Source organism: Paenibacillus sp. V4I5 (assembly GCF_030817255.1).
Classification (GTDB): Bacteria; Bacillota; Bacilli; order Paenibacillales; family NBRC-103111; genus Paenibacillus_E.
Genome location: NZ_JAUSZB010000002.1, coordinates 241312 through 255212 on the forward strand (window position 1 = coordinate 241312; position 13901 = coordinate 255212).

The 13901-nt window shown below is 44.1% G+C and carries 9 protein-coding genes and 1 pseudogene; 9 read left to right on the top strand and 1 reads right to left on the bottom strand.

Annotation, left to right across the window (positions count from 1 at the left end; all coding sequences use genetic code 11):
• Positions 1 to 151: 151 nt before the first annotated feature.
• The 5 genes from rpiA to QFZ78_RS02995 all read left to right on the top strand — a co-directional run bounded on the left by rpiA (position 152) and on the right by QFZ78_RS02995 (position 5677).
• Positions 152 to 823 (top strand): ribose-5-phosphate isomerase RpiA, encoded by a 672-nt coding sequence (rpiA, locus tag QFZ78_RS02975; RefSeq protein WP_307555445.1) that lies wholly within the window; start codon positions 152 to 154, stop codon positions 821 to 823.
• 570 nt (positions 824 to 1393) lie between these two features.
• Positions 1394 to 1828: an SRPBCC domain-containing protein gene (locus QFZ78_RS02980; RefSeq protein WP_307545207.1), complete on the top strand. Its 435-nt coding sequence runs from the start codon at positions 1394 to 1396 to the stop codon at positions 1826 to 1828.
• Complete coding sequence (locus tag QFZ78_RS02985; RefSeq protein ID WP_307545208.1) at positions 1825 to 2622, top strand: lipid II flippase Amj family protein; 798 nt, start codon at positions 1825 to 1827, stop codon at positions 2620 to 2622. Before QFZ78_RS02980 ends, QFZ78_RS02985 begins: the two co-directional genes overlap by 4 nt.
• Positions 2623 to 2705: 83 nt before the next feature.
• On the top strand, positions 2706 to 3584 hold the full coding sequence (locus QFZ78_RS02990; RefSeq protein WP_307545209.1) for a radical SAM/SPASM domain-containing protein: 879 nt from the start codon (positions 2706 to 2708) through the stop codon (positions 3582 to 3584).
• A 146-nt stretch (positions 3585 to 3730) separates the two neighbouring features.
• Positions 3731 to 5677 carry an ATP-dependent DNA helicase gene (locus tag QFZ78_RS02995; RefSeq protein ID WP_307545211.1) on the top strand — a complete coding sequence of 649 codons (1947 nt, stop codon included), beginning with the start codon at positions 3731 to 3733 and terminating at the stop codon, positions 5675 to 5677.
• Between the two features lie 19 nt (positions 5678 to 5696).
• Here the strand turns inward: QFZ78_RS02995 and QFZ78_RS03000 are convergent, their stop codons facing one another.
• The gene (locus QFZ78_RS03000) at positions 5697 to 7493 is read right to left on the bottom strand and encodes an ABC transporter substrate-binding protein (protein WP_307545212.1); all 1797 of its coding nucleotides are present in this window, start codon (positions 7491 to 7493) and stop codon (positions 5697 to 5699) included.
• A 143-nt stretch (positions 7494 to 7636) separates the two neighbouring features.
• Here QFZ78_RS03000 and QFZ78_RS03005 point away from each other — a divergent pair, with 143 nt between their 5' ends.
• The 4 genes and pseudogenes from QFZ78_RS03005 (at position 7637) to QFZ78_RS03020 (ending at position 13901) form a co-directional block, all read left to right on the top strand.
• Positions 7637 to 9139 carry a DUF4153 domain-containing protein gene (locus tag QFZ78_RS03005; RefSeq protein ID WP_307545215.1) on the top strand — a complete coding sequence of 501 codons (1503 nt, stop codon included), beginning with the start codon at positions 7637 to 7639 and terminating at the stop codon, positions 9137 to 9139.
• A gap of 95 nt (positions 9140 to 9234) precedes the next feature.
• On the top strand, positions 9235 to 10806 hold the full coding sequence (locus QFZ78_RS03010; protein ID WP_307545217.1) for an S-layer homology domain-containing protein: 1572 nt from the start codon (positions 9235 to 9237) through the stop codon (positions 10804 to 10806).
• A gap of 249 nt (positions 10807 to 11055) precedes the next feature.
• Positions 11056 to 12459, top strand: coding sequence for an MFS transporter (locus QFZ78_RS03015; RefSeq protein WP_307545219.1), 1404 nt, complete (start codon positions 11056 to 11058; stop codon positions 12457 to 12459).
• 295 nt (positions 12460 to 12754) lie between these two features.
• Positions 12755 to 13901 (top strand): annotated as a pseudogene (locus tag QFZ78_RS03020) (acyl-CoA dehydrogenase).

Below are 13901 nucleotides of genomic sequence, written 5' to 3' on the forward strand. Positions count from 1 at the left end.
CTTCTTTTTTTATTTACATAAAGGAAATTTGTGGTGATTTCACGAAAATATATGAACTCCTTTTCCAATTGACAAAGATTGTAATTAAGATAGGTTGAGGGCAAAATAAATTAAACAATAAACTAATTTCAGGGAGTGAATATAGAAAATGCTGAACCCAAAAAAACATGCCGCTGAGAAAGCTGTTGAATTTATTGAAGATGGAATGGTAGTCGGATTAGGTACTGGATCAACGGCATACTGGGCAATCCAAAAAATTGCCCAAAGAATACAGGAAGGGCTTCGTATCCGTGCCGTAGCGAGTTCTAGAGATTCGGAAGAATTGGCAAATAAATTAGGAATTCCAATCGTTCCATTTTCGGAAATAGAATGGATAGATATAACAATCGATGGAGCCGATGAGGTTGATACTCATTTAAACTTAATCAAAGGCGGAGGCGGCGCATTAGTAAGAGAGAAGATACTAGCAATCAATAGTAAGAGATTTTTTGTAATTGTAGATGAATCAAAACAAGTAGAACATTTAGGCCAATTTCCATTACCGGTCGAAATCGTACCCTTTGCTGCGAATTTAACAATGAATCAATTAAAGGAACTAGGGTGTAGCACAAGGATACGAATGAGTAACGATGAGGCGTATTTTACGGATAACGGAAACATAATCGTAGATTGTAATTTTGAAAAAATAGTAAAGCCCATAGAGCTAAATAAACAAATCAACTTAATTCCAGGTGTTGTTGATAATGGCTTATTCACTCGCATGGTAAGCTCATTAGTCATTGGATATAACGATGGAAGTACAAGGATTATCGACCAACATTGAGGGAGGCAAGTAATTACATCACACAACATGCATTTTGTGCATCAAAACTAGGCGTAGAATGCCCTTTGTAGGGGATTATCTGCAAAATTTGCAGCTAATTTCGCCTTAAGAGAGGCTTTTAATGCTCATAGCAGGGGAAATCTACCAAAAGAACGAATCTAATAAGATAAACTTAACGACTTAACAAGGAGCGAAAGTAAATATGCACGATTCACCGAATCTTCTACTAATCACAGATATACCAGACTATACGCCTCAAATTAGTAGACTGATGTCAATGCTCTCGAGCTTGGTGATCAAGGAAGAGCCCAAATTAAGGGAAATAACCTCGACTATTATCTCAACATCATGAGCGAGGTGCGCAGCAAAACGTATGAGGTTTTCTAGACGAAGACAGATGATTGGTTGTATGAGGAGTATCCATTCTGGCGGAACCAGCCAGCCAACCATTATTTCATGTGGTACCACGTGTTTGAGGATGAGATAAATCATCGGGGACAGATTCGTTGGATGAGAAAACGACTTCCGGTATAAAAGCGGGGAATTTAACCCCGATAGGAGGAAAGAAGGATGAATACCAACAAACCAGTTGGTTTGACCGCTTCGGTAGGCTTTCAAATTGGTGTTAGACGTACACTCCCGTTTTTCCAAGAGGAAGCTTGGGAGCTGCTGATATCAACTCGAGGGCGAAAACTTTGGTTAGGTGATGCAGCGTCGGTTGAGTTTGTGAAGGGTCACAAGTTCGTGACGCAAGAAGGAACGACGGGGGAATTTCGTGTGGTGAAGCCATTGGAGCAGCTTCGACTGACTTGGCAGCCTGCTAGCTTCCCGAATGCGTCAACACTTCAAATTCGTCTGCTGCCTGCCGCCAGTCCAGGGAAAATAACATTTAGCTTCCATCAAGAGAAGCTGGACAGCGCGGAGCAAAGAGAAGAGATGAAAGTACATTGGGAAGAGGTTATCAGCGGATTACTAGCCCTTTCTGAGGATAAATCCACACGATGACGAACACGCTCATATTGGTCTTCATTCTGACGATGATTATCCATACAGCGGAAACGTTGTCATACTCGATTCGGTACGCTGGGGTACGAGTGAACAAGTTGGCTGTGGCACTTTCTTTAGTCGGCATTGTCGTCCTTGTATCTCGTACTGCGAATTTAATTCAGGCGCCAATGACTGCGAACTTCGTTGATTTTGCGAAGATCGAACCGACCTTCGATTTGGAACGATACTTGCGAATCAGTTTATTCGCCTCGTCGATTGGCACACTGATCGCGATTGCTTTATTCCCGTCTTTTATCAATCTCAGCGTTCGAGTCATTTCCCGCTTGGAAATTGCAGGATCGATTCCAAAGCTCATAACGAGTGTAACGGTGACACAGTTGAAGAACACGAAAAAATATTTGAAGAAGCCAAATGTGAAGCTGCTGAGCCAATTCCGTTACTTGGGGATTCCCAAACGATTCCTTCTGATTAATATTATGGTGACAGCTTTTTATTCGGTTGGTGTGCTTTCTTCCTTATATGCCGCGCATTTATTACCTGAATTTGCAACGACAGCGTCGCAAGCATCCGGACTTATTAATGGAATTGCTACGATTTTGCTTACTATATTCATAGATCCGCAGTTAGGTCTTATCACGGACAAGGCACTGCATGACGAATCGCAGCGTAGACAACTTGGTAAGATCTACGCGCTGCTCATGACTTCTCGATTTCTGGGAACACTGCTAGCGCAAGTTTTCCTTATTCCGTCTGCTCATTTTATTGGATGGATGGTCAAATGGGTTTTCTAATTGTTTGAATTCCTTTCCTTCATAGTGCTTGCTTGGTATAATAGCAAATATCATAGGAGCGCAGCTAGAAATGGAGCCATAGAATGAAGAAGTTCAAGAAATTTTATATCGAAATTACAAGTGTTTGTAACTTGGCTTGCACCTTCTGCCCACAGACGAAGCGTCAAGCTAATTTTATTAAAATGGATACATTTACTAATATATTAGATCAAATTAAGCCGCACACGGATCATATTTATTTGCATGTCAAAGGGGAACCTTTGCTGCATCCGAAGATTGACGAACTGCTGGATTTGAGCCATGAGAAAGGCTTCAAGGTCAATATCACAACCAACGGTACGCTGATTAACAAAAATAGACATAAGCTGCTGGATAAACCGGCGCTGAGGCAAATGAATTTCTCTTTGCACAGCTTTGATGGCCATGAAGGATCTGAGGATAAAGAAGGATATGTCACGAGTATCCTGCGATTTGCTAAGGAAATCGTTGCCAAGTCCAATGTGATTATTTCATTCCGTTTATGGAATCTAGATACGGACAATCAGACGAATCAAGAACGGCAGCGAAACCGTGAAGTGCTGGAATTGCTTGAGAAAGAGTTCGAACTTGATTACAAAATCGATGAGAAATTCGTTCGAGGTACTGGTGTTAAACTGGCCGATCGCGTTTATCTGAATCAGGATCATGAGTTCCAATGGCCGGATTTGAAGGCAGAAGAAATTGAAGGGCCGGGCTTCTGTCACGCATTGCGGAATCAAGCAGGCATTCTTGTGGATGGCACTGTGATTCCTTGTTGTCTGGATGGGGAAGGGGTCATTAATTTGGGCAATATCAACCAAACGCCTTTCTCCGAAATCGTAGAGGGTGAGCGGGCGAACCGATTGTTCGAGGGCTTTTCTAGACGTGAAGTTGTCGAGGAATTATGCCGCAAATGCGGATATCGCGAACGTTTTAGCATGTAAAATAGGTAGAGCTCATTCTTGGCAGCGATTGTGCTGGGGAATGGGCCTTTTTCTTATGTTCCTTTTTCTTGCGATCCTTTGCTTTTACGCGGCATTCGTGGGATAATATAAGTTTGATTCAATTCTATTTGTTGGGGGCACATTACGTGGGACGTTATCCATTTGCATATGATCACGCACAGCCATTCATGCAGCAGGTTTCTGACTGGATTGCGGATATATTTTATGAAGTATTACCTGAAGCGGGCTTCGAGGTGCGTGACGAACAGATTTACATGGCGTTCCAGTTAGAACGAGCTTTTGCTGAGAAATCGACCATTTTTGCGGAAGCAGGGGTTGGTACGGGAAAAACGCTTGTCTATTTATTGTATGCGATATGTTACTCGCGTTTCATGAAGAAACCGGCTATCATCGCTTGTGCGGATGAATCTTTGATTGAACAATTGGTCAAGCCAGGTGGAGATATTGATAAAATATCGCGTCACTTGGATCTTGTTATTGATGCACGACTTGCCAAATCGCCTGACCAATACGTATGTCTCGTCAAGCTTGATGAGGCGCGATTCGGTCACGAGGATATCGGCTTATACAGAGAGCTGCATGAAGGTCTTCCTGACTTCGTTCACACACGTGAAGCGCTGCAAACCTTTCATGCTTATGGGGACCGTAAAAACTACCCACATCTGAATGATGAACAGTGGCACAAGGTGAGTTGGGATGCCTATCAGGATTGTTTCGTTTGTGATAAGCGCCATCGCTGCGGCCAAACGTTATCGCGTGAAGCGTATCGACGTTCGGCGGATCTGATTATCTGCTCGCATGATTTCTACATGGAACATGTGTGGACGTACGACGGAAGAAAGCGTGAAGGCCAGCTTCCTTTGCTGCCGGATCATTGTACCGTTGTATTCGATGAAGGACATCTGATGGAATCGGCCGCTCAGAAAGCATTAACGTACAAGCTGAAGCATATGGTGTTCGAGGAATTAGTGATTCGTTTGTTAAAAGGGGAAGTACGCGAGACGTTAGCCGTCTGTATCGATCGAGCCATTGAGCAAAGCGAGCTTATGTTCGAAGTGCTTGAAAGCTGCTGTCAACCGATTGTTGGATCGGATCGTAAACAGATTGTCATCAATGACCGATTGCTGCGAGAGATCCATCGTCTAAGTGATATTTTATCGGAGATTGAAGAGGAGCTTGTCTTTGAAGGTGAAATGTTCACATTAAATGACTACCAGCTTAAGATCGTGGAAGAACATTTGGAAATGATGCAGAAAGCGCTGGCTTTGTTCCGCAATGATCAAACCTTCATTTGTTGGGCCACTGAAAGCATTACAGGTCTTAGCCTAGTGATTATGCCAAGAACTGTAAAAGAAGTGCTGAAAGAGCATGTGTTTTCTTCCAAAATGCCAATCGTATTCTCATCGGCTACGCTGTCTGTTGAGGGTTCATTCGATTATGTGGCTAACAGTTTGGGCCTTGAAAAGTATCTTTCATTTTCTGTGAATTCTCCTTTTGATTATGCAGAGCGGATGGAAGTCATCGCACCCAAATGGGCGTCTGGCGGTACGTTTCAAGAAAAGATGGAATCCGCGGTTCAGTTATTAAAAAGAACAGAAGGAAGAGCGCTTATTCTGTTCCCAACCCACGAAGAACTGCAGCGGTTTAAGCGAGAAATCAAAGGCCGTTCGGATTGTTCGGACCTGACATTCTTATTTGAAGGGGATCAAGAAATCAGCCATTTAATTGGCTCTTTCCAGGGGGATGAACACAGCGTCTTGTCTGCCGTCACCCTATGGGAAGGACTCGATATACCGGGTCCTTCGTTGTCCAATGTCATTGTCTGGTCGCTGCCTTTTCCTCCACAAGATCCCGTTTTCAATGCGAAGCGTCAAGCTTCGACCTCGCCGTATGAAGAGGTGGATATTCCTTATATGCTGTTAAGGCTTAGACAAGGGATCGGGCGCTTGATTAGAACCCGCGAAGATAGTGGCATTATTGCCATCTTCAATGATGAACTGCACGATAACGTGGTGCTTCGCGAGCACATTGTTCGCATATTACCCGCTGGTGTTACACTGAAGAGCGAATAGTTTACTTGGGTGGATGGTTCTAGGTGAACCAAATGTCGCGAAATCGCACCCAACCAAGCGAGTCGAGGGAAATCCCGCGAATTGACGGATGGTAAGCGGTTTTGAGATGTTTTCGATATAGAAATAACAGGCTATGGCGCTGTTTGAGCTGTGATTCCAACTGCTCAAGCAGCGCCATTCTGCGTTTCGGGTCGGACTCGGAACGCAGCTGTCCTAAGCTGTCATCGAGCATGGTCTGCACATCAGGCGCAGCATGCTGCCGCATGCTCTTGTACATATCGTAGAGCCGCAGCTCACGATGCTCATCTAGCATAACGGCAAACAGCAGCAGATCTGCCGTCATGCGCAGCTCGCCCTTGAATTCCTCTGCGGGAATGAGCAGGATTTCCAAAGTGATTCCGGACATTGCGTACATTTTCTGCAAGAGGAGCGCATCCTGCTCATATTGCGGGATGGTCGCTAGCTTCAGTACGTCACCCTGGCAGCCGGCAGCTGCTAGCAGCTGTTCGATATCCATTGAATGTCCCGCGTCAACGGACTGATTGGAACGATCCGTATCTTGTTGTGATTGCAAGAAGAAGCTATTAGCCGCTTCAATCACGTCGCCTGAGAGCTGTTCCAGCAAATAGGGTCGATCCAAAGCTAAGTGAAGTGCCTCGCGAATGAATGGATTCTTTAATGGTCCGTCTTTCAACTCATTCACGGTCATGAATTTCGTCGTCATGCCAGATTGCCGTACTTGCTGCCAACGCTGCGCCTCCATGTCTGAAATTCGCACATTGTGCATGACTTGGAAAGGCTGTCTTTGAGCTGATATTTCTGTCTGTTCATTCTCCGGCAACGTCCACACTTCGACCCGATCCAAGAATCCACGTCCCTGAAAATACGCAGGGAATGCCTCCAAGATCCATATCCCTTGTTCATGCCCAGTTAATCGGAAAGGTCCTGTGCCAATAGGCGACTTATCCATCAGTCCTCCAGCTGCTTCACAGACATCTTCTGGTACGATAGAAGCGCGATTGGTAGTTAAGAATCCGAGAAATAATTCATTGCGTTCAGACAGTTTAATGCAGACAGTTGTTTCATTTGGTGTTGTAATGTCGATGATGTCCGCATAAGCCCAGCTGTAAAGACCACGCGGCGCTAAGCGCCCAAGCCGTTCAAGTGAATATTTCACATCGCTCGCCAGCATCTCGTGGCCATGATGAAACTGCACACCTTTCCGAAGATAGAAGGTCCATAAGGTACGCGAATCATCAACATCCCACGCGTGTGCAAGATGCGGTAGGATCTGATCTCCTTTGGCATCCATCCGAACGAGACCATCGAAGAGCTGATTCACGAGATGAGATTCCCCCGCATAATGGATGGCTGCAGGGTCTAAGGCGTGAATCGTTTGCGTAAGTGGGAAGCGTAAAATATCCGTTCTCCGCTGACCTTGCACTTCAGACCGAAAGCCGAATTGCCCTGACAACCAAACTTGGAATTGTTCTCGCAGGGAAGAAGCATGCTCGGCTGCTTGCAGCAATTCAAGTGCAGAGTGCAAATCCTGTTTCGCAACCAATTCCTTAGCTTCCTCCAGAAGCATATCTTCTTTGCGCGCATGGAAAATAAGGGTCGAGCGATTGCCGCGGCCTTTCTTGGGCAACCATGTGAGCCATTGCTCCTGCTGCATTCGCTTGAGAAGCAGCACCATATTGCGGTGCGTACAGTCCAAATGTAACGCTAGCTCTTCTAGCGTTATTTCAAGTGGATGTTCTTCATGGATATGGGGAAATGAGCGTCGAAGTGTCAAATAATGCTTGCGTATTTTCACCTTTTAGCCTCCGGAATAAAATATGAAATTATGAAATTTAAACTTACACTTTTTGTTCTTGTTTTACAGGTTACAATAAAGGGCAGGAAATAACAAATGCTTTTGCTTCCTTACCATTTGTAAAACAAAGGAGAAAAAGTCCAATGAGAGATCCTGCTCCATGGCAAAGAAAATACGGTTTAATGCTTGTGTGCGCATGTTTATTTGGTCTCATGGTTCAATACATGTTTTTGGAGCATGCCGCCGGCATCTCTGTTCTGATTAGTGTGGCTGGCTTTTACAGCCTTTACTTTTACGCCATAAAAGGAAGATTAGGCGGCTTTGAACCGTGGGAAGGACAAAATAAAGCGGGTTGGTTCCTTCTGGTTCCGGTTGTATTAATTGCTATGACGTATTCATTGTTTGCTAACAATCTGTTCCATACGCTTAATATGTTTGCCTTACCCCTATGCATTGCGATGCAGACGATTGTCTTATCACGCAATAGTAAGCATGCATGGTATCATGCAACATTCCTGCAGGATCTGTTGAGACATTGCTTTGGCAGGCCGATAGCTTACTTGTCTGTACCTTTTGGGATGATCAAAGCTTGGCTGCCGAGTAGAAAGAGCGAAAAGGATTCTGCTTGGGGAAAGATGGGGAAAGTTGGTGCAGGCCTCTTGTTGGCAGCCCCTATATTGTTCATCGTTGTTGGGTTGTTAGCTTCTGCAGATCGTGTTTTTCAATCATGGGTGACCGAAATCCCACTTTGGTTCAACGGAATATCGGTGGCTGAGGGGATTGTACGTATCGGTGTTACGATTGGAATAACCCTATACACGTTCTGCTATTTATGGGGAATTCTTTTTCCGAAAATCTTCGAAGTCAGTCAAACGCCACAAGAGTTAAGGGAAGAATCTGCCGCTGTAAGCAAAAAGATGGGGATTGATCCAATAACAGCCGGTACTTTGCTGGTGTGTGTCAATGTTGTCTATGTACTGTTCACTATCATTCAGTTCTCCTATTTATTTGGAGCAGCGAATGGGTTTTTACCTAATGGTGTGTTCTATGCGGAGCACGCGCGAAGAGGGTTTGCCGAGCTTGTTGCCGTCGCTATCATCAATATCTCGCTGCTGTTTCCAGGTTTACATTGGATCCGCCGCAGCGGTCAAGTGGGGGAAAACATTCGAAAAGGGCTGCTGACGATGCTCGTCGGATGCACGATCGTGATGCTCATTTCCGCTTATGGAAGGCTTTCGTTGTATGAAGAGGCTTATGGCTTCACGCAAACGAGATTACTCGTTCATGGTTTCATGATTTTCTTAGGTGTTCTGTTTATCATTGCTTTTTTCCGAATCTGGATGGAGCGGATGTCCTTGTCAAAAGCTGTTATCACAACGGCAATCTTGGCCTATCTGGTGATGAATTATATGAATATTGAACAACGAATCGTAATCAATAACATGGAGCGGTACGAAAGAACGGGAATCATCGACCTTGAATATCTGGGGAGACTCTCAACCGACGTGGTCCCGCCACTTAAGGAACTGCAAACCAAGCACCCTGAGTTGGTGTCGATACAAGCAACGATAGATCGTATTAAAGCAGATTCAAGAGATCATTCATGGCCTTCCTGGAATCTATCCAAGTATCAAGCTAGATGGTAATTGTAAAATATTTCAAAACATTTCGTTTCGATCTCAAAATAACTGGGTATAAATTCCTATCAACACATAACCCACAGTTAGGAGGAAGAAACGTTATGAAAAAAAACCTATCTATTGTACTTACATCTACAATGGCTTTATCCATGTTCTCATCTGTCGCATTCGGAAAAACGTCCTCTGACTTCACGGACTTGAGCCAACTAGATGCTGCTACCAAAGCCAAATTCGATGCGATGATTAGTGCGGGTATTTTTGATGGGATGACTGAAACGACTTTCGGATTAAAGAGTCAAATGAACCGTGCACAATTCGCTAAAGTTGCGGCGATGATCTTGAATCTTCCGATTAATGCTAGTTTAAGAGTTTCTTCTTTTACAGATGTAAGTACATACGATCAAGCCAATGGCTATGCATTACCTTATATTGAAGCTTTGAAGACAGCTGGCATTACGAATGGGATTAGCGAGGGTGCTTTCAACCCAGCTGGACAAGTAACGAAAGAGGAGTTAGCAACTTTCTTGGTTCGAATCTTAGGTAAGGATGCAGAAGCAGTCAATAAGACCTTAACGGATGGTTCCGTCTCTAATTGGGCAAAAGGGTACGTAGCACTTGCATTGAACTTGAAGCTTCTCCCAGAAACAATAGGTGCAATCGAAGGTCAAATGCCTGCTACCCGCGAACTCTTGGTAACTGGCGCTTATGAAGCAAAACAACAATACATACCTGGTAAAGTAGCATTAGTTAGTGCACAAGCTGTTGGAGCAAGCAAAGTGAAAGTTTGGTTTAATCAAACGGTTGATAAGACAAAAGCAAAACTAACATTAAGCAAAGGAACATTGAATGTTCCGTTAACAGTGACTTGGTCTGATGATGGCAAATGGGCTACTTTACTCACATCATCACCGATTAGTGAAGGAGAATATACAGCTGCTATTTCTGGGTTAGACGCATCGACGGTATCGAGAAATGAAGTTTATTTCAGAGCACAGGCGGAGCAGGTGACTGAAATCAACTTCGTCAATCCTGAAGAAACCATTGCGAACAGCTCGGCTGCAACGATTAGAGTGAAGGCGATGAATCAATATGGTGAGACAGCATCCCTTGGAACGTCGGGTTTCACGGCCATCGTAGCTGGTTCAGCTCCAGCCGATTTTAAAAAGGATGAGTGGGGCAACCTCGTTATTATTGCTAACGTTAAAGAAGCGAATACTTCCCAAATGAATGATTATTTACCAGTAAACGTTTATGTGAATAATAGCAAACTTAGTGCAGCTCAAAGCTTCAAAGTAGGCAACGCACCTGTTCTCAGCTTCATCGAACCGAACAAAATAACCTATTCGAATACGAAAACAAGATTGATTGATGTGGGTGATAAGGCTTCCATTTCGTTGAATTTGTTTGACCAGTATGGGAACCCGATCATCAAAAAACAGTTTGATCAAAGTGAGGTCACTTCAAAGAGCTTGACGCCAGTTGTATCGCCTCAAAATCCAAACCTTGAGATTGTGAAGGCGGGCACTACGCTAGGGACAAGTGATTTATTTGATGAAAATGGGAACGCCCGCTTTGAAGTTAGACTGACTGCCAAGCCAATGGACGACAGCACTCATAAAATTACCATTTATAGCGAGGCTACTCCTGCTACAGTGCGTGTGGATGTAAATTAATTCGGAGCATTTTAAAGACTGCTTATTCTCTAGCGACAGAGAGTTGGCAGTTTTTTTTGTTAGGCTAAGTTTTAAAGATGTATGTTGTACAACAATTTTTGTTGTGTAAACTACTGTACATGAGAACGTGCGTTTGGTACACTTAGGTGAAACTAAGTTGGTAAGAAATGGGGGGAATCGAGGAGTAAATGAATAGTAAGATCAATAAAATGAACTTAAAATTCGTAAAGAGGAAGGAAGACTGTCAAAATGCATATTGTGGAGAGTCAAACCAAATCTGTAGAGGACAATTCAGAAATAAAGAGAAGTGTCCTTTGGATTTATTATGTCATCTTTTTTGCCGTTTTGAATGAATCCGTATTTAATGTATCCACCCCAAGCATTGCCAAGCAGTTCGGTCTGGATGCTTCCGGTGTAAGTTGGGTAGTCACGATCTTTTTTATCGTCTTCGGAATGGGTATGGTCATATTCGGGAAGCTTTCCGATATGTACAGCATCAAAAAATTGATTACAATAGGGATCTCCCTTTACGCTTTTGGGTCAATATTGGGTTTTGTATGCCAATCGTGGTATCCCGCTGTCATTTTATCTCGGGCCATACAAGGGGCAGGTGGGTCAGCTATCCCAGCCTTGATTTTCGTCATGGTAGCCCGGTTTTTCACAGTGAAAGAACGGGGGAGAATGTTTGGTATCATTACTTCAACTGTTTCATTCGCGATAGGGATCGGTCCGGTACTTGGCGGTTATATTGCAGGATCATTTCACTGGGCCTTTTTATTTCTTGTTTCGGTACCAGTCGTAATCGCTATTCCTTTTTTTCAAAAGTTTCTGCCCGTAGAACCGCGCAAAGCAGGTAAACTGGATGTTGTAGGGGCGGTACTGTTGGGTGTAGTCATATCAACGCTGATTTTGTTTACGACGGAAGGAAATTGGATCTACTTGGGTGTTGTATTGATAGCACTTATACTATTTATTGTTCATATTCGCAGAGCGAAGGAGCCGTTCGTCGAACCTGCACTTTTCACAAATTCTCTTTACAGAAATGGTCTCATCATCGGTTTTCTAATTTTTGGCACCGTGATGTCGGTCATGTTTGTCATACCGCTGATGTTAAGTAACATATACGGCCTAGACACAGAACATATTGGACTTATTATGTTTCCTGGAGCCATAAGCGCGGTCGTATTTGGTAAAGTTGCTGGCAATATGACGGTTAAGCGAGGAAGCCATTATGTTGTATATCTAGGATTGATATTAATCGCTGCTAGTCTACTACTGCAATCTTCAACGATCGGACTTTGGGTATGGTACATTGGCGCAGCCCTCATCATGATGTACATCGGATTTTCTTTCATGCAGACGGCATTAACGGAAACGATTACGCAAATTTTGCCGGTTCAGCAAATTGGCGTCGGGATGGGCTTTTTCAATATGACATCAACGATTTCCGGAGCAGTCGTGACGGCACTCGTTGCCAAAGTGATGGAGAAAGAGATGCTTGCTTTTCCGCTGCATCCGCTAATTTCAGACTCACAAGCCTACTTGTACGGCAATCTCATTCTGATATTATGCTTAGTTGTCGTAGCAAGCACTTTACTTTATTTCATATCTTTTGGCAAAAAAAATCAACAGCTGGTCAATGAACTGGTATAAATATGGAATAACAATGAACTTGGAAGAGCCAAACCCGTACAAAGGTCTGGCTCTTTCCATTTTTCAGCGGAGTAGCGGATAGCTTTATTCTGCAATTTGGGATGCTCTTATTATTATCATGGCAAAGGATCGATTAAAATCATGCAGCCCCGAAGGTATAAGCATTTGTAAAAGGGTGTATATATAAAGCATAGATCTGAAAGCGTTTACAGCTTGTCCCAGTTTTAATCCATCGACCGAATATATCCTCGGCAGAACATGAAGGAAAGTCCATCATGTCGAAGGAGGCAGTCGAATGCATGTGTCCTATACGGATGAACAGAACTTGATTCGTTCCATGGTGCGTGACTTTGCGATTAACGAGGTAGAGCCGACGGCTGCACAGCGGGATGAAGAAGAGAGATTTGATCGAAATTTGTTCGATAAGATGGGGAAGCTTGGTTTGACGGGGATTCCGTGGCCTGCAGCGTACGGAGGGCTTGCATCCGATTTTCTGACCTATGCCATGGTCATTGAAGAGCTTTCTAGAGTATGTGGTTCCACAGGAGTTATGCTTTCCGTTCATACCTCTTTAGTCAGCTGGGCGATTTACAAGTATGGCACGGAAGAGCAGAAACAAAAGTTTTTGCGGCCTTTAGCAGAAGGTAAGAAGCTAGGAGCCTATAGCTTAACGGAAAGCGGTTCGGGCTCTGATGCTGGAGCGATGAGGACAACAGCGATAAAGGACGGACGGGGACAGTTATGTCCTTAACGGATCCAAACTATTTGTTACAAATGGAGGGGAGGCGGAGGTATACATTGTTTTTGCTATGACGGACTTGCAGCAAAGGCAAAAAGGGTGCTGCGCCTTTATCGTAGAAAAGGGAGCTGCTGGATTCATTTTTGGCAGCAAAGAAAAGAAGCTAGGCATCCGTTCATCGCCGACAATGGAACTGAGGTTTGAGAATTGCTGTGTTCCTGTGGCGAATTTGTTAGGACCGGAAGGTGAAGGCTTCCGAATTGCCATGAAGAGCCTAGATGGCGGACGTATCGGAATTGCCGCTCAAGCACTTGGAATAGCGCAAGGCGCTCTAGATGCATCAATTGCCTATGCCAAAGAACGAAGTCAACTGGGAAAGCCGATGGGTGGGCAGCAAACGATTGCTTTTAAAATCGCGGATATGGCAACTCACATTGAAGCAGCTAGATTGCTTACCTATCAAGCCGCCTGGCGGGAAAGCAAGGGGTTAACATATGGAAAGCAAGCTGCAATTGCCAAGCTTTTCGCAAGTGATACCGCGGTTCAAGTCTGCATTGAGGCTGTGCAAATTTTTGGAGACGACGGCTATACCAAGGATTTCCCTGTAGAGCGGTTTCTACGCGATGCGAAGGTGACCCAAATATACGAAGGTACGAATGAGATTCAGCGTATTGTGATATCCCGAATGCTTCTTGCCGACTGA